This window comes from Paenibacillus jiangxiensis (genome assembly GCF_046098255.1).
In the GTDB taxonomy this organism is placed as follows: domain Bacteria; phylum Bacillota; class Bacilli; order Paenibacillales; family Paenibacillaceae; genus Paenibacillus; species Paenibacillus jiagnxiensis.
The window spans coordinates 17,871-42,431 of sequence record NZ_JBJURI010000032.1; the positions used below are offsets into that span (position 1 = coordinate 17,871).

The following is a 24,561-nucleotide window of genomic DNA, read 5'->3' on the forward strand; positions in this document are numbered from 1 at the left end:
TCTGGCATCCCCCTAACAAAACAGGAGCTATGATCACTAAAAGTATTAGAAATAAACTCTTATAAGAATGTTTGATCGCAATCACCTTCTTCTGATAAAAATGGGCAAGTTATGAACAAGCGAAAACTCCTTGAAAAATCATTTGGCATAAGGGTCATAGCCTTTAGCTCGAATAGCCTCCACAATCTCCGGGCTCATTATGAAATCCTGAACTACTTTATCCTTATAGTCATAGGAGATTTCAAAAGTTTGTTCTTCATGATTCTTTACATATCCATTCATTGCAACTTGGGAAAGCGCCATTGTAGGGAGCAACTTCCTGCTGGTAATTACAACCTCAAGATCAAAGTTTTTCTTAAAATAAGGAATAGCATGTGATTCGGCTTCTGCAAATAAGGCTTCTTTTTCTGTTTCACTCATCCTCTGGCACCCTCCTAACAAAGCAGGAGCTATGATCACTAAAAGTATTAGAAATAAACCATTATAAGAAAGTTTAATCACAATCACCTGTTTCGAATAAAAGTAGGAATATATAAGTTATATTAGTGTAAACAGGAAAATGCTAACATAGGCCAATGGTTCATTTTCATGGTGAATGAGTCCTGCTTTGAAGGTAGTGTTTTAATGTGTAGGGGTAGGACGTTCCTTTGCGGGATCATTGCGATGGTATCATGCAGGCGTTAGCCTGTTAGCGCCATTACTAGTAAAAGCGTACTGTGGCTGCTCCCAATACCGCGGTTTAGAATAAGGTCATGCTTTAACCATCCATATTCGAATCTGCGGAAAAGAGGGGACTAACTGATGGAAAATAGATTACCGAAACGAAAACTGGGCAGTCAAGGGCTTGAGGTGTCAGCCCTGGGTCTGGGCACGATGATGATGCCGGACAACGAAGAGTCGATTTATACCATTCATGGCGCGTTGGATCTGGGCGTCACAATGTTCGATACGGCGGATATTTACGGTGAAAAATTCATGGAAGGAAAATTCGGCGGCAACGAGCGGACGGTTGGCCGGGCCTTGAAGGGGCGGCGGGACCAAGCTGTGATTGCGACCAAATTTGGCATTACTGGGCTGGACATGAAAGCGCACGGACACCCTGCTTATGTAAAAAAATCGGTAGATGCCAGCCTTCTTAATCTTGGCGTCGATTATATCGATCTGTATTATCAGCACCGCATCGATCCGAATACATCCATCGAGGAAACGGTAGGCGCCATGGCGGAGCTCGTTCAGGAAGGCAAAATACGCTATATCGGTCTGTCAGAGGCTTCACCTGACCAGATTCGCCGTGCGCATGCGGTTCATCCGCTAACGGCGGTGGAAACGGAATATTCACTGTGGAGCCGCGAAGTCGAGGACGAGGTGCTGCCTGTTCTTCAGGAACTGGGCATTGGTTTTGTTCCGTACAGCCCGCTGGGCCGCGGCTTCCTGACTGGGCAAATCAGGACGTTCGACGATCTGCCTGAAGATGATTATCGCCGTTTCTTCCCCCGCTTCCAGGGTGAAAACTTCAGCAAAAACCTAGAGGTCGTTGCCCTGATCGAAAAGTTTGCCGCCCGCAAAGGCTGCAAACCGTCTCAACTTGCTCTGGCGTGGCTGCTTGCGCAGGGCGAACAGATTGTTCCGATTCCCGGCACAAAGCGTTTGGATCGAGTCCAGGAAAATCTGGGCGCACTGGAAGTGACGCTTTCCGCGGAGGAGCTGGCGGAGATCGAGCGCATCTCGCCGCAAGGCGTCGCGGCTGGAGAGCGTTACCCGAGCTTTCAGCAATCCTGACACGAGGCACAAGGCTGGATATCAAACAATTCATTTATATAAAGGGGCCGCTCTGGAAGCCTGCATTTGGCTTCGGAGCGGCCTTTTTTTGTCATTTCACGGCAAACTACATCGTAGCTAAACCGGCTTTATGCCAATGTAGAACAGGAAATTTCGCGATTTATAGCAAATTTTTTTAAAAAAATAGTATCAGGTACTAATACCAGGTGTTATAATAACAAATGTAGATGCTGAGCTGAACTCATAAACATTTAAATCCTTCATTTAAGAGAGGAGAAAATTATGCTGCAATCCCAAGCACGAATTACTGCCATTGGAACTTATGTGCCTGACAAAGTGTTGAGTAACGAGGACCTTGAAAAGCTTGTTGATACCAGTGATGAGTGGATCGTGCAGCGGACAGGCATGAGAGAACGCCGGATTGCCGCCCCCGATCAGTTTGTTTCGGACTTGTCCATCCGTGCGGTACAAAACATGATGGACGCCTACAATGTTCAGGTGCAGGATGTAGACATGATCATAGTCGCCACCAGCACACCTGACTATCATTTCCCGAACGTTGCTTCACGCATTCAAGATGCCTTCGGTATCGCGCAAACCGGTTCGCTTGATCTGGGAGCAGCCTGCGCAGGCTTCACATATGGACTTCATGTGGCCAACGGCCTGATTACGGGTGGGCTTCATCGGAAGATACTTGTTGTAGGAGCCGAAACGCTGTCCAAAATAACGGATTATACGGACCGGACGACCTGTATCCTGTTTGGCGACGGAGCAGGAGCCGTGCTGGTGGAGCATGATGAGCAGAATCCGGATTTTATCTCTTCAGACATTGGCACGGACGGGGCAGGCGGCATTCATCTGTACCAAACCGCATTATCCAAAAAAATCAATGAAACCGAGCTTAGCGACAGCGGCCATATTGTACAGAACGGAAGGGAAGTTTATAAATGGGCAGTGCGCAATGTGCCTGCCGGAGTGGAACGGCTTATGGAGCAGGGAGGCATCGAGAAGGAACAATTAGATTGCTTCGTTCCTCACAGCGCGAACCTGCGCATGATCGAGTCCATTGCGGAAAAAGCGGCGATACCTATGGAAAAAACATTGACGAGTGTGGAGTACAACGGTAATACTTCGGCTGCATCCATTCCCCTGGCGTTACAGACAGGCATTAATGAAGGAAAGCTTAAACAAGGAGACCGTGTCATAATGTACGGTTTTGGCGGCGGACTAACCTATGCAGGGCTACTGCTGACATGGGGAGCTCCTGACTTGCAATAAACAGATCGATATTGAAACCCCGGGGCTTCGCAATATGAAGTGACCGGGGTTTATTACATTTTAATAAATTTGCTGAGCCAGGGAGGGTGTGCGGAACTTCGCAGTGTATGTAGTCTTCCTTGTTTTTTAAATAACTGTTGACTAGTATCCAAGTATCGTAGTATCCTGACCATACAAAGGAATAAGTCAATACAGGAAAGGGAGAGAATGATTGAGGATTACATCGATACAATCAAATGTCTATCGGTTGCCCCCGAGTATCCCCTGGGAGGACGCAACGAATAAAGTTCAGAGCCTGGAGTTTATACTTGTCGATGTATTTACGGACACAGGACTTATGGGTACAGGTATCAGTTATAGCGTCGATATTGGAGGCACCGTCATCAAGGGTCTCATTGATGATTATCTTGCCAATCTAATAGTGGGAATGGATGCGTTGAACTATGAAGAGATTTGGAACAAGTTAAGCCGGCAATCAAGGCGGCTTGGATTAGGTGTGAACTCAATGGCCATAGCGGCTATTGATATTGCAGTATGGGACCTTATGGGCAAGCACTACCAACAGCCTCTATATAAACTTCTTGGCGGTGCACGTTCTTCTATACCGGCTTATATTAGCGAAATCAATCTTAGCAGGACGGATAAGGTTGAAGATCTGCTTGCCCGGGTGGATGATTATATGTCTGAAGGGTACCGTACGGTAAAGATCAAGATCGGCAGAGAAGAAATTGAAGAAGACATCGAACGCATTGTACGTGTACAGGAGAAGCTGGGCAAGGGTGGAAAGGTCCTGGTGGACTTGAATCAAAAATGGGGTACGGCAGAGGCCATTCAGAACTGCGCCAAGCTGGACGGACTGAATCTGGGCTGGATCGAAGAGCCGATGCTGTATCAGGATATACAAGGTCACCGAAACCTCAGAAGAGCGATTAAAACCCCGATTGCCTTAGGCGAGAGTCTATACAGTAAAAATCAGTTCCTTGAATATTTGAAAGCGGATGCATTAGACATTGTCCAGGCTGATGTCGCTTTTGTGGGTGGTATTACGGAGTGGCATAAAATTGCTCATTTATCGAATGCATTCGGCAGACTTATGGCGCCACATTTCATGATTGAGCTTTCTCTGCAGCTGCTTTGTGGCGTGCAAAATAGTTATATGCTTGAGAATGTAACCGGAGGTTCGTTTACCGAGCTCGGGCTGCTGGAGAGTCCGATTGAAGTGAAAAACGGAGTGGGTACGCCACCTTCAACGCCGGGGCATGGAATCGTGTTTGACCGGAATGCGTTAAAGGCTTACGAATCTAATTCTTCTATGGTTCGTGCAACATTTGCGGGTGGAAGCAAGTAATATTGAGTTATAAAGGTAGGTTAAGTGAGGAGGATTTTTCATGTCAAAAGGGTTGAAGCTTCCGGAGAGACAAACATTGGCGGAGGTCATCTACCAGGAAATCAGGAACCGGATCGTAACGCTCCAATTAAAACCCGGGGAGATGGTTTTTGAAAACAGTTTTGCAACGGAGTTTAACCTGAGCCGCACTCCGGTGCGGCAGGCCTTCTTTATGCTGGCTCAAGAAGAGCTTATCAGTATTTTGCCGCAGCGGGGAGCTCGAATCGCTGATCTGTCAATTGAGAAAGTAAAAGAAGCTCAGATGGTACGGGAAAGTCTTGAAATAACCGCTTTTATCAAGGCAGCGGAGAAGTGGAATGGAGATGAAGAGGTTTTTAAACAGGCTGACAAAACGATTTCCTCGATTATTGAGGAACAAAAAGAGTCTGTCATTGAAATGGATTATATCCGGTTTATCAAGCTTGATGAGGACTTCCATAACGAGATTATAAAACTTTCGGGCAATCACACGCTGTTATCTATTGTGAATGACATGAGGGCACATTTGAACCGGGTGCGCTATCTTGAACTAAAAGAAGCTCATCATGAAAAAGAAGCAATAGGCCATCATGAGCACATTTTTATGGCAATTAAGAGCAACGACGCTTCGTTGGCGGGCAGACTACTGAAGGAACATTTGAAAATGCTTGAGAATGATCGTGAGCGCATTTTTGCGAAGCACAAAGATATGTTCATATAAATTAAATTTAAGGAGGAATTCAAATGAAAACCATCGTATGCACAAAGCCGGAGCAGTTGGAAAGCGTTCTTACAGAAGCACCTGTGAGGAAGCAAGGGGAAGCGCTTCTGAAGGTCCGTTACGTCGGGGTATGTGGCACTGACTACCATGCCTACCGGGGGAGACAGCCCTACTTCGAATATCCCCGGATTCTTGGTCATGAAATAGCTGCTGAGGTGGCAGAGATAGACCAAAATGAATACGGAATCAAGGCGGGGGATATGGTTACCGTGATTCCTTATTTGTTTAATCCCGATAGCATCGCCTCCCGTCGCGGCAAACCAAACGCCTGTAATGAACTCCAAGTCATCGGATGCCATGTCGATGGCGCAATGAGGGAGTATATTTCTGTACCTGTTGCTCATTTGAAGAAAGCTGAAGGACTCACGTTGGAGCAAACCGTAATTATCGAACCTATGAGCATTGGTCTTCATGGTGTGAACCGCGCGGGAGTCAAAGCAGGAGAATGGGTGCTGGTCCTTGGTGCCGGCCCCATCGGCCTGGCCGTAATGAAGTTCGCCAAGCTGGCAGGCGCTAAAGTTATGGCGCTGGATATCAATCAGGATAGACTGGAATTTTGCCGCAAGTGGGCGGAGGTCGATCATATCGTAAATGCAAGTGAAGATGTATTTCAGAGATTGGAGAGTTTGACCGGAGGAGATCTGCCTACTTCCGTGATTGATGCAACAGGTAATGCCCAGTCCATGATGAATGCTTTTCGTTACGCTGCTCACGGCGGTAATGTCGTATATGTCAGCTTGGTTCAGGCTGATATTACGTTCCACGACCCTGACTTCCATAAAAAAGAGTTGACTCTTCTGGGGAGCCGGGCTGCAACAGCAGAGGAGTTCGATCAAGTCATCGAAAGTCTGCGCCAAAATAAAATTGATGCTAATTCCTTTATTACACACCAGGCTGAATTCGATCAGGCAATTGATGCATTCAAGCACTGGCTCGATCCAAGCAGTGGCGTCATTAAGGCAATTATTAAAATGTAGGAGGGCAGCGTGTATGAAATTAGCGGTTACGATTGTGCAAGAAGCTTCGAACTCAGCGCCGTTTGTCCTTCGCGGTAATTATGAAGAGTCAATCAGGAAAGCGGCGGAAATTGGATATGACGCTGTTGAGCTGCATCTAGCCGATCCGGACGAACTGAGCCTGACTTCTATTAAGGATGCGTGCCGGCTGAATGGGATCACTGTTTCTTCCATTGGAACGGGGCTTGCTTACCTTAGAGACGGAATTACACTCACCAGCCCCAAGGCAGAAATAAGGACCGAAGCAATTAAACGGTTAATCTATTTTATCCAATTGGCTAGTGAGTTGAATTGTGTTGTTATTATCGGCCTTATCAAAGGAACCATCAAGGATAACGGAAACGAAGAAAGTTATCATAGACTCCTTGAAGAGGCGCTCAGAGAATGTATTAAAGTTGCAGAGACAGCGGGAGTGACACTGGTAGTAGAAGCTGTCAATCGTTATGAAAGCGATTTCTTGAATACGATCGGGGAAAGCATCCGTTTTGTTGATCAATTTGGTTCAGATCGATTGAAGATTCATATCGATACTTTCCACATGAACGTGGAGGAAGACTCAATAGAAAAGAATATGATTAGAGCGGGCAACCGGATCGGCCACGTGCATATTGCAGATAGCAACAGACACTACCCTGGCAAGGGGCATTATGACTTCCGGGCGACTATCAAAGCGTTAAAGGATATTAAATATGAAGGCGTTCTTTCGTTAGAATGCCTCAGTATTCCAACACCTGAGGAAGCGGCGGTCGAAGCACACCGGTTTCTTGCAAATTTACTATAGAATACTTTACTTGGAGGGGTAACAATGCAGCGAGAGCAATCACCGTTAAGAGGAAGAGTAGCGGTAATTACAGGAGGCGGCGGAATACTATGCGGAGCCATGGCTAGGGAACTGGGCCGTCATGGGGTGCGGGTTGCCATTTTGAATCGGACAGAAGAAAAAGGAAGAATTGTGGCCGATCGAATTCGCGAAGAAGGTGGAACAGCGCTTTCGTTTGGCTGCGATGTGACGGATGTGGAGAGTGTTACAAGGGCTCGGCAGCAAATCGAAGACGCCTTCGGTCCATGTGATATCCTGATTAACGGTGCAGGAGGCGGCCATCCGAAAGGCAATACGACTTATGAAACATTTCGATACGAAGACATAGATAACAAGGATGTCACCAGTTTCTTTGATATTACACCAGAAGGGTTTGGGTATGTCGTCGATTTGAATCTATTGGGTACATGGATTCCCTCGCAAATGTTCGGCAGAACGATGCTTCAGCGGCCAGGAGCGACGATTATTAATATTTCTTCCATGGCTGCCCCAAAACCCGCAACCAAAGTCCCTGCTTACAGCGCCGCCAAAGCGGCAATTGATAATGTTACCCAATGGTTAGCCGTTCACCTGGCAGATGCAGGCATCCGGGTAAATGCGATTGCCCCTGGTTTTTTCCTTACAGATCAAAATAGAAATCTCCTTATAAATACGGACGGTTCACTTACAGAACGTTCCAGCAAAATTATATCTCATACTCCTATGCGACGCTTCGGTAAACCCGAGGACTTGTTGGGCACCTTGCTCTGGCTTGTCGATGAGACGAAATCCGGGTTTGTTACCGGAATTACTGTTCCTGTTGATGGCGGCTTTATGGCTTACTCCGGTGTATAGTCCAGTGATTTAGGTTAAACCATTAACGGGAGGCTCACAACTATGTTCAAAAAAATTCGTTGGTTTGTCGTCGTTATGCTGTTTATCGCAGGGGTCATCAACTATGTCGACCGTGCAGCCTTTTCTGTCGCTGCCCCTTTTATAACAAAAGAGTATGGCATTGACAGCATTGAGCTGGGCATTATCTTTAGCAGTTTTTCGATTGGATATGCACTGTTCAATTTTGTCGGCGGATACCTCTCCGATATTTATGGACCCAGAAAAATATTCGGAGCCTCTATGACCATCTGGTCCATCTTCTGCGGACTGACCATCACGGCGTTCAACTTCGCATCTCTGTTCATTATAAGAATGTTGTTCGGCCTCGGTGAAGGTCCCTTGGGATCTGCCACGAACAAAACCATCAGCAACTGGGTTCCTTCCCAGCAGCGCGCGCGTGCCGTAGGCATCTCTTTTTCCGGAAACCCTTTAGGCGGAGCCATAGCGGGCCCTATTGTCGGTGTTATTGCTTTGTACTGGCATTGGAAAATATCTTTCATCGTCCTGGCACTAATAGGGTTAATCTGGACCGTATTCTGGATGAAGCTTGTTACAGACCGCCCGTCTGAACATCCTAAGGCTACCCAAGAGGAAATTGAGGAAATGAAGGAGACTGCACCCGAGATCGACTCCCATGGCAAAAATTCAAAAACGCCGCTCTCCTATTTTTTAAAACAACCAACTATACTGTTCACCGCGCTTGCTTTTTTTGGATTCAACTATATTTTGTACTTTTTTATGACATGGTTTCCAAGCTACTTATCCATGGATAAGGGGTTGAGCATTAAAGAAATGAGCATCGCTTCAACAATTCCGTGGCTGGTCGGTTTTTGCGGGTTGCTAATAAGCGGCATTTTATCCGACTATTTGTATAGAATCACTAAGAAATTATTGTTATCTCGTAAAATCGTTCTTGTAAGCGGTTTAATTCTTTCCTCTATCTGTATTGCGCTTGCAGGCATGGTTCAAACACCTGTCAGTGCGGTGACTTTAATGGCTTTTGGGATTTTCTTTATGTATATAACCTCCACCTCTTATTGGTCGATCATTGCAGATAACGTCAAGGGGGAGAAAGTAGGAGGGGTTACGGGATTTGTTCATGGACTGGCAAATGTATCGGGCATTATAGCACCTACAGTGACCGGGTTCATTGTTCAATATACAGGACACTTTACAAGTGCGTTTTTGACTGCTGGCTTACTTGCAATCATCGGGGCATTTGGAGTAATTTTTTTCGTTAAGCCAATAAGAGCTCAGGCAAATTAGTAATATCAACCGTGCCTCTTTGAAAGTACGCAGTCTTTGCAAAACGGCTCACGTTTCGATGTGCGGAATACACGGGGGTAATGGTATAATGAAATCCTCAGAAAGGGGATCATTATGAAAGTATTGGTACTAGCTGAAAAGCCGTCCGTAGCACGCGAAATTGCCCGTGTGATGGGCAGCCGTGAGAAGCATAAAAGCTACTTTGAAGGCCCTCAATATGTAATAACCTGGGCGCTTGGCCATCTTGTCGGCCTGGCGGAGCCGGAGGATTATGATAATAAATACGCAACCTGGAAGCTGGAAGAGCTGCCGATTTTGCCGAAAACAACCAAGCTGAAGGTGCTGCGCGAAACGAATCACCAGTTCAGAGCCGTACAGCAGCTGATGAAGCGGCAGGATATCGGAGAACTGATTATTGCCACCGACGCGGCGAGAGAAGGGGAGCTGCTGGCACGCTGGACTATGCAAATGGCGCATTGGAAGAAGCCCTTCCGCAGACTGTGGATTTCGTCGCAGACCGACAAGGCGATCAAGGAAGGTTTTGCGAAGCTGCTGCCTGGCAAGCAGTTTGACCGGCTCTATGAATCCGCGCGCTGCCGTGCCGAGGCGGACTGGATGGTCGGTCTGAATGTGACCCGTGCCCTGACCTGCAAATTTAATGCGCAATTGTCCGCAGGGCGGGTGCAGACACCGACGCTTGGCATGATTATGGAGCGCGAGAAGGAGATTACGGGCTTCCGCTCGCAGGAATACGATACGATTACCGGAGATTTCGGCACATTCCAGGCTACACGCCGGGGGAGCAATGGGGATGCCCGCATTTTTGACAGGCAGGAAACGGAACTGCTAAAGCGCAAGCTCGAAGCTAGCACAGGAACGGTTACGCAGGTGAAAAAGACCGAGAAATCCGAGCCGCATCCGCTGCCGTATGACCTGACCGAGCTGCAGAGGGATGCGAACCGCCGCTATGGATTCTCAGCCAAGCAGACGTCGAATGTGCTGCAGCGTTTGTATGAACAGCATAAGCTTGTCACGTACCCACGTACGGACAGCCGTTACCTGTCCTCGGATATTACGGGGACTTTAAAAGAGCGCCTGAACAGCGTGGCCGTAGGACCATATGCGGCTGCTGCCCGCCCGCTGCTGCGCACACAGCTCAAGGTGACGAAGCGTTTTGTCGATGACAGCAAGGTGACGGACCACCATGCCATTATTCCCACGGAGGAAACGGTTTTCCTGAACAAGCTCAGCGCGGAGGAGCGCAAGCTGTATGATCTGATCGTCCGGCGTTTTATCAGCCTTTTCTATGGTCCTGCGAAATATGACGCGGTCGCGGTAACGGTGGAGGCTGCCGGTGAAATGCTTCATGTCAAAGGCACCGTCATGAAGGATAGCGGCTGGCGCGTGGTATATGACGGGGAGATCGTGGACGATTCCGACGAGGACGAAGATGAGGACAGCCGGGAAAAAGAGCAGAATGTCACGTTGCCTGAGCTGAAGCAGGGGGAAAAGATCAAGCTTGTCCGCTGCATCGTCAAGCCAGGCCGCACCACGCCGCCAAAACGGTATACGGAAGCCGCTCTGTTGTCGCAAATGGAGAAGCACGGCTTAGGCACCCCAGCCACACGGGCGGATATTATCGAGAAGCTGGTCAGCTCCGATACCATTGAGCGCCAGGGCAACCTGCTGCATCCGACAGGCAAAGGCAAGCAGCTGATCGAGCTGGCCGCACCGCAGCTGCGGACGCCGGAGCTAACGGCCCGCTGGGAAGCGGAGCTGGAGCGGATCGCCCGCGGCCAGGGCAGTCCGGATTCCTTCCTGAACGGAATCAGGGACATGACCCGTGAGTTGGTAAGCACGGTCAAGAACAGCGCGGCGGAATATAAGCCGCATAATGTCACGAACAGCCATTGCCCGGACTGCGGAAGCAAGCTGCTGGAGAAGAAAGGCAAGAAGGGCAAGTTTCTCGTATGCCCGAGCCAGGACTGCGGTTACCGCCGTTCGGCTGAGAAGCGCCTTTCCAACCGTCGCTGCCCGCAGTGCCACAAGAAAATGGAGCTGAAGGAGGGCAAGGCTGGCCTTTACGTCCAATGTCTTCCTTGCGGGCTTACCGAGGTGCTGGATAAAGATAAGACCAGAGTCAATAAACACGAACAGCAGAAGCTGGTCAAACAGTATGCGAAGCAGGAATCTCTCGGCTCCAATCTCGGTGAGCTGCTGAAAGCGAAGCTGGCCGAGAAGGAAGGGAAATAACTGCATAAGCCGGACGCTCCAAAGTCCCTGAAGGTATAAAGAGGAAGCGAAAATGGCATGGTAAGGGCCAGGGGGGTGATTACTGTGCCGCACCGCAAGTCGTTAACGATCAAAGAGCAGCAAAATAAATCCAGCATCATGGAGGAGAGCACCACGGTACATCCGAAAAAGGCAGCTCACCGTCCTCCCAGCCTGAACGGCATTCCCAAGCGGGAATCCTGATTCTTCCATGTTGAACCGGTACATATGTTGTACCGGTTCTTTGTCGTGCAGCGGAGCGTTCCGTCAAAAATGAATCCCCGGTCCCGTAAATTTTACCGTTTTGGAGCCATGCGCAAAACCGAATGATCTATTATAATGGAAAAAATTCACTACCGAGGATGGACCAACTAAAGGGGGACAACGCATGGCGGATTTGTTTCGGCTGCGCAGGGAGAAAATGCAGGAGGTTCATGAGACGATAGGAAGTGGCCCGTTTAAGCCAGACTGGGATTGCCTTCGGGACTACCGTGTGCCGCGCTGGTACGAGGATGCCAAATTCGGCATTTTCATTCATTGGGGCGTGTATTCTGTGCCAGCTTACGCCACGGAATGGTATCCCCGCAATATGTACATCGAAGGAAATCCGGTTCATCAGCATCATGTCGCCACCTACGGGCCTGTAGACAAGTTCGGGTACAAGGATTTTATCCCGCAATTTACTGCTGATAAATTCGACCCCGAGGCTTGGGCCGATTTGTTTAAAGCTGCCGGCGCTGCCTTCGTGGTCCCCGTCGCAGAGCATCATGACGGCTTCGCCATGTACGATTGCCCCTTCTCGGATTGGACGGCGGCGAAGATGGGGCCGCAGCGGGACATCATCGGCGAGCTGGCGGAAGCTGTAAGGCGCCGCTATATGACCTTTGGCGTATCCAGTCACCGTGCCGAGAACTGGTGGTATTACAACGGAGGACGTGATCTGCCGTCCGATGTGCAGGACCCGCGTTATGCAGGACTGTATGGTCCGGCTAAGCGAACTTATGGCGAGCCCGTTTATCCGCAGCCGGTCTTGCCGCCGAGCGAGGAGTTTCTGGAGGACTGGCTGGCCAGAACCTGCGATCTGATTGACCGGTATGGCCCGCAGCTTGTGTATTTTGACTGGTGGATTGAGCAGCCGGTCTTCAAGCCGTACCTGCAGAAGCTTGCGGCTTATTACTATAATAAGGCTGCCGAGTGGGGACGCGGGGTCGTGATCAACTACAAGTTCGATGCATTCGCGGAAGGGACTGCCGTCTATGATATGGAGCGGGGCCAATTAGCTGATATCAACCCCGATGTATGGCAGACCTGCACTTCGGTTGGGGAAACGGCATGGTGTCATATTGCAGACCATAAATACAAGACATCCGCTGCCCTTATCGGTGATCTGGTGGATATCGTCAGCAAAAACGGGGTCATGCTGCTCAACATCGGTCCGCGCGCCGACGGAACGATTCCGGAGGAGGAGCGAAAGCTACTGCTTGAAATTGGGGAATGGCTTGCCGTCAATGGGGAGGCCATCTATGGCACGCGGCCCTGGAAGGTGTATGGCGAAGGTCCGACGGAGATCGTCAGCGGCACCTTCAATGATACGAAGCGCAGCCCGTTTACCGCCAAGGACGTCCGTTTTACAGCAAGAGGGGATAAGCAGCTGTACGCCCTGATCATGGGCTGGCCGGATGAGGGCCGCGCGCTGATCAGAACATTGGGTTCTTGCTCGAGACTGTTTTCCGGCTCCATCGTGAAGGTGCAGGCATTGGGATTGCAGGAAGAGCTGGACTGGAGCAGGGAAGAAGATGGTTTGCGCGTAGTGCTTCCGGAGGCTCTGCGCGCACAACCTGTCATTGCTCTGCGGATCGAGCGTTCGGCGGAGGAAGCAGCCCAATAGACATTTGCTAATGGAGGTTCTGGGACACATTTGAAACGGGAACTTGAAATGAGAACGTTAGAACGGAACTCGGCAATTTCAAGCCGGGTCCCGTTTTTTGGTTTCGCAGAAAGCTCTGTTTTCAGACGCTCAGGGATTTTTCGAATGCTGCTTGGTCGACAGTTTTTCGCTTGGTGTGCCGTGCCCTTTTTTGCGGTTATGCTCCTGCTTCTTCTGGTTTTCGTTCAGCTTTTCAACGTAATCATGCGTGCTGTCCATACAACAATCCTCCTTCAGCTGAGAAATGCGGCCCATTGTTACTATAACCACCATCGTACCGGATCATGAGCAGTTTTGCCGTGTGAAGCATCATTGTCCCATTTTGCGTCAAGGGAGTATAATAGGCTTGTACTAAAAGGCAGCTGTTATGGCGCCGGGGGAGGGAAGAGGTTGCACGCAGCAGTGTTGATCTGGCTTTTTGTAATCAATTGTACGGCATATATTGTCATGTCAGACGATAAAAACAGAGCGCGGCGCAAGCGCGACAGAATCCCGGAACGGACATTATTCCTGCTCGCATTCATCGGCGGCGCACTCGGCATTCTGGTGGGGATGTATCGGAAAAGGCATAAAACCAAACACGCAAGCTTCAAATTCGGCATTCCGCTGCTGCTGTTCCTGAATGCGGTGCTTTATGGTTATTTTTTGCGATGACCGGGCAGGGCGCGGCTAATCCAAATGAGCGAAGATGGGTTATGAGCGATGGCCGCGGGTAAGTATAGTAAAACCGAAAATGTGAACTAAAGAGGGGATGGTTGATCATGTTTAATAAAATCCTGTTGGCGTATGACGGATCGCAGGCTGCGAATAAAGCGCTGGAAAGAGCGGTGCAATTGGTGAACCTGACGAAGGGCGCAGAGCTGAGAGTGGTCCATGTTTTTGATTTTCCCCGCGTGTTCATCGGCGAGGGCCTGGCCCCAATCCCGGCTTCAATCAATAAGGAATATTATGATCTGGCAAATCAAACCGCTGAAGACGTGAAAAATAAAATTGCTCAGGCAGGAGTAGACGCTGTAGTGGATGTCATCCAGGGCTCGCCGGCTGAGGTCATTCTTGATTATGCCGCAGAGCACGGTGCGGATGTGATTATTGTCGGCAGCCGCGGGCTGGGCGGTATTCGGGAATTTGTGCTGGGCAGTGTCAGCCACAATGTGGTGCAGCATGCCAAAATTCCGGTGCTGGTCGTGAAATAACAAGTGAACAGGTTGGACGGTTACTTCCCCCGATTCTTCGTAATATTACGATTCGGGGGTGTTTTTTTAGATATCAGAAAGGATACACATCGAATTGCCGACCTTCTGATATCGCAAGTATCGTAAGAAAATTTTCCTCTTAGGGCGGTCTGTCTTCTTTAAATACCATCGATAAGAGTTTTTCTTGCTGTGAAAACGAACATTAATTTATTGTAAAACGTAAATGTTCGCCTTTTAAGTTGACATACAGTGTAGCAGATTGGTACACTAGATAAGGAATTGTTGAAGATTGATCATTTAAAATTCGTGTTCAAAAAGTCAGGTTTTCAGCACCGAGAAGGTTGGATGAAGCTAGGGACTGAGGAGCGGAGCGTACTTGGGGTACGTGAGCACCGGAAGGCCCGGCTGAATTCAAGATTCGATGTCGAGTTTGCTTCCAGACTTCCTTCGTGATCAAAAGATGACTTTTTGAACTACCTCTTAAAATTTGCTGTGAAAAACTCGTATAAATCCGGGGATATGGCCCGGAAGTTTCTACCCGGGAACCTTAAATTTCCGGACTACGGGAAATAAAGCCGACCGCGTTTAGCGGCTTTTCGGGTTGCCTTTGGCGTGTCTTTATTCGTTTTTCTTCGACAAAAGGCGCCCAGCGGCGTTATTTTCTGCAGTCCGGTATCTTGAAGAAGCTGTATTTTCGAGGATGCCGGATTTTTTGCTCTTTAAGTGCAAGTTCAAAAAATCAGGTTTTCAGCACCGAAGCTTATGCTTCCGAAGTGCGTTTTTTCAAAACGCTTGAGTTGGATGAAGCTAGGGACTGAGGAGCGGAGCGTACTAGGGGTACGTGAGCACCTGAAATGTTTCCGCAGGAAACATGCTTCGGAAGCATCTGCTTAGGCCCGGCTGAATTCAAGATTCGAAGTCGAGTCCGCTTCCTGCCTTTCTTCGTGATCAAAAGATGACTTTTTGAACAACCTCTTTAAGAATGAATAGGAGTGTGGAAGGACATGCCGATACAGGTAGGCGTCATCATGGGCAGTAAGTCAGACTGGGATACGATGCAGCATGCATGCGACATCCTGGATGAGCTGCAGATCAGCTATGAGAAAAAAGTCGTTTCGGCGCACCGGACGCCGGATCTGATGTTTGAATATGCGGAACAGGCTGCTGAGCGAGAAATTAAGGTTATTATTGCTGGCGCAGGGGGAGCAGCCCATCTTCCAGGTATGGTAGCCGCCAAAACGACAGTGCCGGTGATCGGTGTGCCGGTGCAGTCCAAAGCACTGAACGGACTTGATTCGCTGCTGTCCATCGTGCAGATGCCGGGCGGGATTCCCGTGGCGACAGTGGCGATCGGCAAAGCCGGAGCGACAAATGCGGGATTGCTGGCAGCCCAGATTATCGGCTCGTTCGATGAAGAGGTGCGGGGCCGGGTGCAGGCGAGACGGGATCGCATCCGCAGCGAAGTGCTGGAAAGCAGTGATACACTATGAAAGCTAAGGGCAAAGTGCTGTCGCCCGGATCAACGGTGGGCATTCTTGGCGGCGGACAGCTGGGAAGAATGATCACACTGTCCGGTTCGGCGATGGGATATAGGTTCGTTACGCTCGACCCTGCTCCCGATTCTCCCTGCGGGCAGGTGGCGGACCAGATTACAGCCCCTTATGACGACATGGACGCGGCACGGCGGCTCGCGGAACAATGCGATGTCATTACGTATGAGTTTGAAAATGTGGATGCAGACGTGGCAAGTATGCTGGAACGGGAATCCTATGTACCGCAGGGCAGCAAGCTGTTATACACGACTCAGCATCGTCTTCGGGAAAAGAGGGCGATTGAGGCCGCCGGTGTTCCGGTAGCACCCTACCGGGAAATTACATCACAGGCATCCATGGAAGCTGCTGTGAAGGAGCTCGGGCTGCCCTGTGTGCTGAAAACGGCCACCGGCGGATACGACGGGAAAGGCCAGCGCGTGATTCGGACCGAGGTGGAAGTGAATGCGGCCTATGCGGATTTGGCTGCCACGGGAGCTGAGCTCGTGCTGGAGGGCTTCGTCCATTTCCGCTGTGAAATTTCAGTGATTGCGGCGCGCAGCACACAGGGAGAAATACGAACCTTCCCACCTGCAGAAAATATCCATGTGAACAATATCCTGCATGCTTCCATTGTGCCGGCGCGTATACCGGCGGAAGTGAGCGAGCGGGCCGGGCAACTCGCCGAGGCCATTGCCGCATCGCTGGACGCCGTTGGGCTGCTGGCGGTAGAGATGTTCGTGACAGAGGATGGAGAGCTATACGTCAATGAGCTTGCTCCCCGTCCGCACAATTCTGGTCACTACACCATGGACGCTTGCGCAACCTCGCAGTTTGAACAGCATCTGCGGGCTGTATGCGGGCTGCCGCTGGGCGGCACGAAGCTGCTGACGCCGGTGGTGATGGTCAATCTGCTCGGCGAACATCTGGAGCAGGCCGTGGCCCGGACCGTGCAGCCGGACGTGACTGCCGAATGCCTGAATGTGATCCCGAAGCTTCATATCTATGGGAAGAGCGAAGCGAAGCCTGGGCGCAAGATGGGGCATATCAACCTGCTCTGCGATGATGTGGAGAACGGCCTGGAATGGATTGCACAAACCAATATTTGGAGGAATCATCAGTTATGATTGAACGATACAGCAGACCGGAAATGAGAGCGATCTGGACGGAGGAAAACAAATTCAAGGCATGGCTGGAAGTGGAGCTTTGCGCCTGTGAGGCCTGGGCTGAACTCGGTGTCATCCCTAAAGAGGATACGGTTGCTCTGCGCAAGAACGCTTCTTTTAACATCGACCGCATTCTTGAAATCGAACAGGAAACACGTCACGATGTGATTGCCTTTACCCGCACGGTGTCTGAAAGCCTGGGGCAAGAGCGTAAATGGGTGCATTACGGCCTGACTTCCACGGACGTAGTGGATACGGCGCTCGGTTACCTGCTGAAGCAGGCCAACGAGATTCTGGAGCAGGATATTGTTCGCTTTATCGATATTTTGAAGGATAAAGCGATTGCTTATAAAGATACGCCGATGATGGGGCGGACGCACGGCGTTCACGCCGAGCCTACAACGTTCGGACTGAAGATGGCGCTCTGGCATGAAGAAATGAAGCGCAACCTGGTGCGCTTCCGCCACGCTGCGGATAACGTGCAGTACGGTAAAATTTCCGGGGCTGTCGGCACCTACGCCAATATTGATCCGTTCGTGGAAGAGTTCGTCTGCCGCAAGCTAGGCACAAAGCCGGCGCCGATCTCTACGCAGACGCTGCAGCGTGACCGTCACGCTGAATATATGGCGACACTCGCTTTAATCGCCACCTCGCTCGACAAATTTGCCACGGAAATCCGCGCTCTGCAAAAGAGCGAATTCCGTGAGGTGGAGGAAGCCTTTGCGAAGGGGCAAAAAGGCTCGTCCGCCATGCCGCACAAGCGCAATCCGATCGGCTGTGAGAACATTTCCGGCCTGTCCCGCGTGATCCGCGGACATATGGTATCCGCCTACGAGAACGTGCCGCTGTGGCATGAACGCGATATTTCCCACTCCTCGGTGGAGCGGATCATCCTGCCGGATGCGACGATGCTGCTGAACTATATGCTGAACCGCTTTGGGAACATCGTGAAGAACCTGACCGTATTCCCTGAAAATATGAAGCGCAACATGTCCCGCACGTTCGGCGTTCCGTTCTCCGGCCGTGTCATGACAAAGCTGATCGACAAGGGCATGAGCCGCGAGCAGGCGTACGATACCGTTCAGCCGCGCGCGATGCAGGCTTGGGAGGAGCAGCGCCAGTTCCGTGACATCGTGGAAACGACGCCGGAAATCACCGCCCTGCTGAGCGCGGAGGAAATCGAGGATGCCTTTAACCCGGCATGGCACCTGAAGCATGTGGATACCATCTTTAAAAAGCTTGAACTGATTTAAAAGCTACGTTACCGGGGGGCTGGATTTATTACTGGCGGACCGGATTTTTAAGCAGATCGGACTTTAATTTTCTTGGGGAAGAAGGTAGAAACATGGCGCTGTCTACAGCCGCAGACCTGATTGATGCACCTCTGCTGTATAAAGGCAAAGTACGTGAGCTGTACGATTTGGGAGAGCATTATCTGATCGTCGTGACGGACCGAATTTCGGCATTCGACTACGTGCTGGAGCCGCCGGTGCCGGAGAAGGGCAATGTCCTGAACCGGCTCAGCAGCTTCTGGTTCGACAAAACGAGACATATTATAGATAACCATGTCGTTCACACCGATGTTGATCAACTGGGGGTGGTGGTGAAGGACAGAGAGCTGTTGCAGGACCGGATTATGGTGACCCGCAAAGCGGAACGGATCGATATCGAATGCGTCGTGCGCGGCTACATCACCGGCGGCGGTTGGAGGCAATATGAGAAGAACGGCGAAGTCAACGGTATTCCGCTGCCGGAGGGCATGCGCAAGAACGAGCGCTTTCCGCAGCCGATCTTTACACCTGCGGCCAAGAATGATGTCGGCCATGACGAGGACATCTCTTTGGAGCGTATGAAGGAACTGGTCGGTGTAGAGCTGACCGGGGCCCTGGAGCAAAAGAGCCTTGAGCTGTACGAGTTTGCGAGATCGTATTGCGAAGAGCGCGGCATTATTTTGGCAGACTGCAAGTTTGAATTCGGCTTGATTGACGGCGAACTGATCCTGATCGACGAAATTTTCACGCCCGACGCTTCCCGTTTCTGGGCCAAGGAAAAATACGCGCTGGATGTCGAGATCGACAGCATGGACAAGGAGCCGGTACGCAGCTATCTGGCTTCATCCGACTGGGATAAAAACAGCACGCCCGCACCGCTTCCTGCTGACGTTGTAGCGGAAACAACCGCGCGATACACGGATATTTTGAAACGCTTGACTGCATCGTCCTGAGAAACAGCAGGTTGCTTGTCGTAATGCTTCATATATTATCTGATTCACCATTCGGAGGAGGAACTCAACGAAATGTTAAAAGCAAAGGTCTATGTCACTATTAAACAAAGCGTACTCGACCCGCAGGGGGTAGCCGTACAAGGCGCTCTGCACTCCATGGGCTTTGCAGAGGTGGAAAGCCTGCGTATCGGCAAGTATATGGAGCTTCAGCTCGACACGGCTGACCGCGCTGAGGCGGAGAAACGGGTGGCTGCGATGTGCGAAAAGCTGCTGGCCAATACGGTAGTTGAGGACTACCGCTACGAATTGGAGGACTGAATCCATGAAATTTGCTGTACTGGTATTTCCGGGCTCCAACTGTGACATTGACTGTTATAAAGCGGTGGAGGATGTGTTGGGCGAGCCGGTGGATTATGTCTGGCATACGGCCACAGATCTGTCCGCTTATGATTGCATTCTCGTTCCGGGCGGCTTCTCTTACGGTGATTATCTGCGCTGCGGCGCAATTTCCCGCTTTGCTCCCGTCATGAATGAAGTAGCCAAGGCGGCCGAGCAGGGCAAGTTCATCCTGGGCATCTGCAACGGTTTTCAGATTCTTACGGAAGCAGGCTTGCTGCCAGGTGCATTGAGACGGAATATGTCGATGAAGTTCCGCTGCCATGATACGGTGCTTCAGGTGGTTAACAATACAACTCCGTTTACCCGTGATTATGCGCAAGCTGAAGAGATCGTCATCCCGATTGCGCATGGCGAAGGCAACTATTATTGCGATGAAGAGACGCTGGCCCGCCTGCAGGCGAACAACCAGATCGTATTTACGTATAAAAGCAACCCGAACGGCTCTCTTACGGACATCGCCGGTATCTGCAACGAGCAGGGCAATGTGCTTGGCATGATGCCGCACCCTGAGCGGGCGGTGGATCAGCTGCTTGGCACCGATGACGGTAAACGCATGTTCACATCGATTTTGAACGCATGGAGGGATAAACATGGCGCAGCAAGTGTCCGCTAAGGAACCAACGGCAGAGCAGGTGGCCGAGCATAAACTGTATCAGCAAATGGGAGTGTCCGACAGCGAGTATGAGCTCATCTGCGAGTTCATGGGACGCAAGCCCAACTACACGGAGATCGGCGTGTTCAGCGTCATGTGGTCGGAGCACTGTGCGTATAAAAATTCCAAGCCCTTGCTGCGCCGCTTTCCGACAAGCGGACCGCGCGTCCTGATGGGACCCGGCGAAGGCGCGGGTATCGTGGACATCGGCGACAACCAGGCCGTCGTATTCAAAATCGAGAGCCACAACCATCCATCCGCAGTCGAGCCTTACCAAGGAGCGGCTACAGGCGTGGGGGGCATCATCCGCGACATTTTCTCCATGGGTGCCAGACCTGTCGCTGTGCTGAACTCGCTGCGATTCGGCAAGCTGGAAAGCGACCGTGTCAAATACCTGTTCGAGCATGTGGTATCTGGCATCGCGGGTTACGGCAACTGTATTGGCATTCCTACCGTAGGCGGAGAAGTTGTATTTGATGAAAGCTATGAAGGCAATCCGCTCGTTAACGCGATGTGTGTCGGCCTGATCGATCATGATAAAATCCAGCGCGGCGTTGCCAAAGGCGTAGGCAACCCGGTCTTCTATGTAGGCCCTCCTACCGGACGCGACGGCATTCATGGCGCTACCTTCGCTTCCGTCGAGCTGACGGAGGAATCCGAGGCGAAGCGTACGGCAGTGCAGGTCGGCGACCCGTTCATGGAAAAGCTCGTTATGGAGGCCTGCCTGGAGCTGATCAACAGCGGTATCGTGCTTGGCATTCAGGATATGGGCGCTGCCGGTCTGACCTGTTCCAGTGCGGAAATGGCGAGCAAGGCCGGCAACGGGCTGGAGCTGTACCTGGACCAGGTGCCGCAGCGTGAAGAAGGCATGACGCCTTATGAAATGATGCTCTCCGAATCCCAGGAACGGATGCTGTTTGTCGTTGAGCCTAAGGATGAAGCGCAGGCGCGGGAAATCTTCGACCGCTGGGGCGTCATCTGCGCCAAGGTGGGCAAGGTGACTGATGACGGCCGTCTGCGGCTTTATCATCACGGCGAGGTTGTCGGCGACATGCCAGTCAACGCGCTCGTCGACGAGTGCCCAATTTATAACAAGCCGTCTGCAGTGCCTGCTTATTATGAGCAGAATGCGGCGGTGGATACACTGCGTTACGAAGAAGTGAAGGATCTTGGCGGCGCGCTGAACAAGATTCTGTCTTCCCCAAGCGTATCAAGCAAAAAATGGGTATATGAGCAGTACGACTACATGGTGCGCACCAGCACGGCCGTTCGTCCGGGCTCGGATGCGGCAGTTGTTACGGTTCACGGCACCCGCAAGGGGCTGGCGATGACAACGGACTGCAACGGCCGTTATGTATACCTTGATCCTGAAGTCGGCGGCAAAATTGCCGTCAGCGAAGCGGCGCGTAACATCGTCTGCTCCGGCGGCGAGCCTTTGGCCATCACGGACAACCTGAACTTTGGCAGCCCGGAGAAGCCGGATATTTTCTGGCAGATGGAAAAAGCAGTAGACGGCATGGCGGAAGCGTGCCGTGTGCTGGATACGCCGGTGATCGGCGGTAACGTCAGCCTGTACAACGAGAATGCCAAAGGCGCGATCTATCCGACACCGGTGGTCGGCATGGTTGGCCTTGTGCATGATACGGATCATATTACGACACAAGGCTTCAAGGCAGAAGGCGACGTTATTCTGCTGCTGGGCGACACCAAAGCCGAGCTGGGCGGCAGCGAGTTCCAGGCTGTCGTGCATGGCGTATCGGAAGGACGTCCGCCGCAGCTTGACCTGGAGACGGAGAAAAAGCTGCTGAAAGGCGTGCTGGGTGCCATTCAGTCAGGTCTGGTCCGTTCCGCTCATGACCTGGCGGAAGGCGGATTGGCTGCTGCCCTGGCGGAATCCAGCATCAGCGGCGGTCTGGGCGCACAGGTTAACGTAACAACAGAGCTTCGTCCAGATGTGGCGCTGTTCAGTGAAAGCCAGTCCCGCATTCTGCTGTCCGCCGCGCCTGACAAAGCGGAAGCGCTGGAAGCATACCTGCGCGGGCTGGACATTCCCGTGTCCGTTCTCGGCAAGGTTGAAGGTTCTGACCTGACGATTGAGGTCAACGGACAGCCTGGGGTGCAGGAGTCTGTGGCAAGCCTGAAGCAAACCTGGGAGGATGTCATTCCATGTCTGATGAACTGATGACACAGACGCTCTGGACAGGGGATTATTACAACGAAGGATCCGGCAAGGACGGATTATTCGATAAATTAAAAGAGGAATGCGGAGTTTTCGGGGTGTACAGACACCCCGATGCCGCTTCTTTGTCCTATTACGGACTGCATGCGCTGCAGCACCGTGGAGAAGAAAGTGCAGGCATGTGCGTCAGTAATGGCAGCGAATTTCACTACCATCGCGGCATGGGCCTCGTGAAAGAGGTGTTTGACAAGGATATTATGGCCTCGCTGACGGGTGATATCGCCATCGGGCATGTCCGCTATTCCACCAGCGGGGACAGCAAGCTGACCAATGCCCAGCCACTGGTGTTCAAGTACCGTGACGGGGATCTGGCGGTGGCTACGAATGGCAATATCGTCAATGCGCTGCAAATTAGGCGCGAGCTGGAGCAAAGCGGCTCGATCTTTCAGACGACCAGTGATACCGAGGTCGTAGCGCATCTGATTGCCCGCTCGTCGAAGGATCTGGTCGAAGCTGCCAAGGATGCGTTCAACCAGATTGTCGGCGGCTTTGCTTTTCTCGTTATGACCAATGACAAGCTGATCGCCGCCTCCGACCCGCACGGCCTGCGTCCGCTGACGATGGGACGCCTGAACGGCGCTTATATTTTCGCGTCCGAGACCTGCGCGCTGGAGACCATTGGCGCTGAGCTGATCCGCGATATCGAACCCGGCGAGCTGCTGGTGCTGGACAAGGACGGCCTGCGGGAAGAGCGGTTCGATCACGGCAAGCACCGCAAGGCTCTATGTGCGATGGAGTATATTTATTTCGCCCGCCCCGACAGCGATCTGAACGGCTCCAATCTGCATACGGCACGCAAACAGATGGGCCGCCAGATGGCAATGGAATGCTTCATCGACGCGGATGTCGTTACCGGTGTGCCGGATTCAAGCATCTCCGCCGCTATCGGTTATGCGGAGCAGACGGGCATTCCCTATGAGCTGGGTATGATCAAAAACAAATATACCGGACGGACCTTTATCCAGCCGAGCCAGGAGCTGCGGGAGCAAGGCGTAAAGATGAAGCTCAGCGCCGTGCGCCGGGTCGTGGAAGGCAAGCGTGTCATCATGATCGATGATTCCATCGTGCGCGGCACGACGTCGCGCCGGATCGTCAACATGCTGCGTGATGCGGGGGCGACAGAGGTGCATGTGTGCATTACCTCTCCGCCGTTCAAAAATCCGTGCTTCTACGGCATTGATACGCCGGACCGCAAGGAGCTGATTGCCTCCTCCAAGACCATTGAAGAAATCCGTCAGGAAATCAACGCGGATTCGCTTCATTTTCTAAGCTTCGAAGGGCTGATTGAGGCCGTTGGCGGCAATAACAGCTCCGATCCCAAAGGCGGACTCTGCCTCGCGTGCTTCGACAATGAATATCCGACACAGGTGAATTTCAACGGTGAGGAGAAATTTGGCTGCAGCTGTTGAAGCGCCGGGGAATGAATGGCTTTTTGGCCATTCCTGTCTGATGATTAACGAGTTCAATCATTAGTGTCATTAATTATTGCCGGACCTATTGCCTACCGTATCCTTTGTAAGCGGGTCAGTTAGGTGTGAGTAAGCGGGTCAGAAGGCGTGGCAAATAAGAAAACATCTATCGACGTGCTTCAAAGAAGCCGGGCCGCGCTCGGCGGAAATTTTCATCCGATTATAGAATGGTTCAGCTCCGCTGAAAACTTTATAAATTCTATAAGGCTCAATCTAGAAATCGCTGCTTGACCAATGGGGTTGCTTCGAATGATCGATCTATACAGTACATTTCTTTTCTAACAGTTGTCATAGAGCTTATTCGACCGAGACA

General features: G+C 51.3%; 23 protein-coding genes and 1 riboswitch. Of the genes, 21 read left to right on the plus strand and 2 right to left on the minus strand.

Translation table 11 applies throughout. The annotated features are described in order from the left end of the window. Positions 1-138: 138 nt before the first annotated feature. Positions 139-420: a hypothetical protein gene (locus tag ACI1P2_RS25240; protein WP_355324541.1), complete on the minus strand. Its 282-nt coding sequence runs from the start codon at positions 418-420 to the stop codon at positions 139-141. A 381-nt stretch (positions 421-801) separates the two neighbouring features. Here ACI1P2_RS25240 and ACI1P2_RS25245 point away from each other — a divergent pair, with 381 nt between their 5' ends. The 11 genes from ACI1P2_RS25245 (at position 802) to ACI1P2_RS25295 (ending at position 13,338) form a co-directional block, all read left to right on the plus strand. Next, positions 802-1,779, plus strand: a complete 978-nt coding sequence (locus ACI1P2_RS25245) for an aldo/keto reductase (RefSeq protein WP_355324544.1) — start codon at positions 802-804, stop codon at positions 1,777-1,779. Between the two features lie 282 nt (positions 1,780-2,061). Beyond that, positions 2,062-3,057, plus strand: coding sequence for a ketoacyl-ACP synthase III (locus tag ACI1P2_RS25250; RefSeq protein WP_355324547.1), 996 nt, complete (start codon positions 2,062-2,064; stop codon positions 3,055-3,057). Between the two features lie 211 nt (positions 3,058-3,268). After that, positions 3,269-4,405: a mandelate racemase/muconate lactonizing enzyme family protein gene (locus ACI1P2_RS25255; protein ID WP_355324550.1), complete on the plus strand. Its 1,137-nt coding sequence runs from the start codon at positions 3,269-3,271 to the stop codon at positions 4,403-4,405. Positions 4,406-4,445: 40 nt separating this feature from the next. Beyond that, the gene (locus ACI1P2_RS25260) at positions 4,446-5,144 is read left to right on the plus strand and encodes a GntR family transcriptional regulator (protein WP_355324553.1); all 699 of its coding nucleotides are present in this window, start codon (positions 4,446-4,448) and stop codon (positions 5,142-5,144) included. A gap of 23 nt (positions 5,145-5,167) precedes the next feature. Beyond that, the gene (locus tag ACI1P2_RS25265; RefSeq protein ID WP_355324556.1) at positions 5,168-6,181 is read left to right on the plus strand and encodes a zinc-binding alcohol dehydrogenase family protein; all 1,014 of its coding nucleotides are present in this window, start codon (positions 5,168-5,170) and stop codon (positions 6,179-6,181) included. A gap of 13 nt (positions 6,182-6,194) precedes the next feature. Further along, a complete protein-coding gene (locus ACI1P2_RS25270; protein ID WP_355324559.1) occupies positions 6,195-7,001 on the plus strand; it encodes a sugar phosphate isomerase/epimerase family protein in 807 nt (268 codons plus the stop codon). A gap of 24 nt (positions 7,002-7,025) precedes the next feature. Next, positions 7,026-7,874, plus strand: coding sequence for an SDR family oxidoreductase (locus ACI1P2_RS25275; RefSeq protein WP_355324562.1), 849 nt, complete (start codon positions 7,026-7,028; stop codon positions 7,872-7,874). Positions 7,875-7,916: 42 nt separating this feature from the next. Continuing rightward, positions 7,917-9,179 (plus strand): MFS transporter, encoded by a 1,263-nt coding sequence (locus tag ACI1P2_RS25280; RefSeq protein ID WP_355324565.1) that lies wholly within the window; start codon positions 7,917-7,919, stop codon positions 9,177-9,179. Between the two features lie 114 nt (positions 9,180-9,293). Beyond that, on the plus strand, positions 9,294-11,432 hold the full coding sequence (locus ACI1P2_RS25285) for a DNA topoisomerase III (protein ID WP_355324568.1): 2,139 nt from the start codon (positions 9,294-9,296) through the stop codon (positions 11,430-11,432). Between the two features lie 57 nt (positions 11,433-11,489). Next, positions 11,490-11,654 (plus strand): hypothetical protein, encoded by a 165-nt coding sequence (locus ACI1P2_RS25290; RefSeq protein WP_355324719.1) that lies wholly within the window; start codon positions 11,490-11,492, stop codon positions 11,652-11,654. 184 nt (positions 11,655-11,838) lie between these two features. After that, positions 11,839-13,338, plus strand: coding sequence for an alpha-L-fucosidase (locus ACI1P2_RS25295; protein WP_355324571.1), 1,500 nt, complete (start codon positions 11,839-11,841; stop codon positions 13,336-13,338). Between the two features lie 129 nt (positions 13,339-13,467). Here ACI1P2_RS25295 and ACI1P2_RS25300 read toward each other — a convergent pair whose 3' ends face one another. After that, positions 13,468-13,596, minus strand: a complete 129-nt coding sequence (locus tag ACI1P2_RS25300; protein WP_355324574.1) for a DUF4023 family protein — start codon at positions 13,594-13,596, stop codon at positions 13,468-13,470. A 171-nt stretch (positions 13,597-13,767) separates the two neighbouring features. Between ACI1P2_RS25300 and ACI1P2_RS25305 the strand changes: the two genes are divergently transcribed. From ACI1P2_RS25305 to purF, 10 genes are all read left to right on the plus strand, one after another. Continuing rightward, positions 13,768-14,031, plus strand: coding sequence for a DUF1294 domain-containing protein (locus ACI1P2_RS25305; RefSeq protein WP_355324577.1), 264 nt, complete (start codon positions 13,768-13,770; stop codon positions 14,029-14,031). Between the two features lie 104 nt (positions 14,032-14,135). Further along, positions 14,136-14,570, plus strand: coding sequence for a universal stress protein (locus ACI1P2_RS25310; RefSeq protein ID WP_355324713.1), 435 nt, complete (start codon positions 14,136-14,138; stop codon positions 14,568-14,570). 481 nt (positions 14,571-15,051) lie between these two features. Next, positions 15,052-15,153: riboswitch (purine riboswitch) on the plus strand. Between the two features lie 421 nt (positions 15,154-15,574). Further along, positions 15,575-16,060, plus strand: a complete 486-nt coding sequence (gene purE, locus ACI1P2_RS25315) for a 5-(carboxyamino)imidazole ribonucleotide mutase (RefSeq protein ID WP_355324580.1) — start codon at positions 15,575-15,577, stop codon at positions 16,058-16,060. Then, positions 16,057-17,226: a 5-(carboxyamino)imidazole ribonucleotide synthase gene (purK, locus tag ACI1P2_RS25320; protein WP_355324583.1), complete on the plus strand. Its 1,170-nt coding sequence runs from the start codon at positions 16,057-16,059 to the stop codon at positions 17,224-17,226. The genes purE and purK overlap by 4 nt, the downstream gene beginning before the upstream one ends. Continuing rightward, on the plus strand, positions 17,223-18,518 hold the full coding sequence (gene purB, locus ACI1P2_RS25325; protein WP_355324586.1) for an adenylosuccinate lyase: 1,296 nt from the start codon (positions 17,223-17,225) through the stop codon (positions 18,516-18,518). Before purK ends, purB begins: the two co-directional genes overlap by 4 nt. Before the next feature lie 92 nt (positions 18,519-18,610). Continuing rightward, positions 18,611-19,489 (plus strand): phosphoribosylaminoimidazolesuccinocarboxamide synthase, encoded by an 879-nt coding sequence (locus ACI1P2_RS25330; protein ID WP_355324589.1) that lies wholly within the window; start codon positions 18,611-18,613, stop codon positions 19,487-19,489. A 72-nt stretch (positions 19,490-19,561) separates the two neighbouring features. Then, entirely contained in the window at positions 19,562-19,807 is a 246-nt protein-coding gene (purS, locus tag ACI1P2_RS25335; protein ID WP_355324592.1) for a phosphoribosylformylglycinamidine synthase subunit PurS, read from the plus strand. A gap of 4 nt (positions 19,808-19,811) precedes the next feature. After that, on the plus strand, positions 19,812-20,501 hold the full coding sequence (gene purQ, locus ACI1P2_RS25340) for a phosphoribosylformylglycinamidine synthase subunit PurQ (protein WP_355324595.1): 690 nt from the start codon (positions 19,812-19,814) through the stop codon (positions 20,499-20,501). Next, positions 20,479-22,722: a phosphoribosylformylglycinamidine synthase subunit PurL gene (gene purL / locus ACI1P2_RS25345; RefSeq protein ID WP_355324598.1), complete on the plus strand. Its 2,244-nt coding sequence runs from the start codon at positions 20,479-20,481 to the stop codon at positions 22,720-22,722. The genes purQ and purL overlap by 23 nt, the downstream gene beginning before the upstream one ends. Beyond that, positions 22,707-24,188, plus strand: a complete 1,482-nt coding sequence (purF, locus tag ACI1P2_RS25350; RefSeq protein ID WP_355324601.1) for an amidophosphoribosyltransferase — start codon at positions 22,707-22,709, stop codon at positions 24,186-24,188. Before purL ends, purF begins: the two co-directional genes overlap by 16 nt. Positions 24,189-24,561 lie beyond the last annotated feature (373 nt).

Coding starts and splice junctions, on each gene's coding strand:
- ACI1P2_RS25240 (WP_355324541.1), bottom strand. CDS start 420: ATGAGTGAAACAGAAAAAGAAGCCTTATTTGCAGAAGCCGAATCACAT.
- ACI1P2_RS25245 (WP_355324544.1), top strand. CDS start 802: ATGGAAAATAGATTACCGAAACGAAAACTGGGCAGTCAAGGGCTTGAG.
- ACI1P2_RS25250 (WP_355324547.1), top strand. CDS start 2,062: ATGCTGCAATCCCAAGCACGAATTACTGCCATTGGAACTTATGTGCCT.
- ACI1P2_RS25260 (WP_355324553.1), top strand. CDS start 4,446: ATGTCAAAAGGGTTGAAGCTTCCGGAGAGACAAACATTGGCGGAGGTC.
- ACI1P2_RS25265 (WP_355324556.1), top strand. CDS start 5,168: ATGAAAACCATCGTATGCACAAAGCCGGAGCAGTTGGAAAGCGTTCTT.
- ACI1P2_RS25270 (WP_355324559.1), top strand. CDS start 6,195: ATGAAATTAGCGGTTACGATTGTGCAAGAAGCTTCGAACTCAGCGCCG.
- ACI1P2_RS25275 (WP_355324562.1), top strand. CDS start 7,026: ATGCAGCGAGAGCAATCACCGTTAAGAGGAAGAGTAGCGGTAATTACA.
- ACI1P2_RS25280 (WP_355324565.1), top strand. CDS start 7,917: ATGTTCAAAAAAATTCGTTGGTTTGTCGTCGTTATGCTGTTTATCGCA.
- ACI1P2_RS25285 (WP_355324568.1), top strand. CDS start 9,294: ATGAAAGTATTGGTACTAGCTGAAAAGCCGTCCGTAGCACGCGAAATT.
- ACI1P2_RS25290 (WP_355324719.1), top strand. CDS start 11,490: ATGGTAAGGGCCAGGGGGGTGATTACTGTGCCGCACCGCAAGTCGTTA.
- ACI1P2_RS25295 (WP_355324571.1), top strand. CDS start 11,839: ATGGCGGATTTGTTTCGGCTGCGCAGGGAGAAAATGCAGGAGGTTCAT.
- ACI1P2_RS25300 (WP_355324574.1), bottom strand. CDS start 13,596: ATGGACAGCACGCATGATTACGTTGAAAAGCTGAACGAAAACCAGAAG.
- purE (WP_355324580.1), top strand. CDS start 15,575: ATGCCGATACAGGTAGGCGTCATCATGGGCAGTAAGTCAGACTGGGAT.
- purK (WP_355324583.1), top strand. CDS start 16,057: ATGAAAGCTAAGGGCAAAGTGCTGTCGCCCGGATCAACGGTGGGCATT.
- purB (WP_355324586.1), top strand. CDS start 17,223: ATGATTGAACGATACAGCAGACCGGAAATGAGAGCGATCTGGACGGAG.
- ACI1P2_RS25330 (WP_355324589.1), top strand. CDS start 18,611: ATGGCGCTGTCTACAGCCGCAGACCTGATTGATGCACCTCTGCTGTAT.
- purS (WP_355324592.1), top strand. CDS start 19,562: ATGTTAAAAGCAAAGGTCTATGTCACTATTAAACAAAGCGTACTCGAC.
- purQ (WP_355324595.1), top strand. CDS start 19,812: ATGAAATTTGCTGTACTGGTATTTCCGGGCTCCAACTGTGACATTGAC.
- purL (WP_355324598.1), top strand. CDS start 20,479: ATGGCGCAGCAAGTGTCCGCTAAGGAACCAACGGCAGAGCAGGTGGCC.
- purF (WP_355324601.1), top strand. CDS start 22,707: ATGTCTGATGAACTGATGACACAGACGCTCTGGACAGGGGATTATTAC.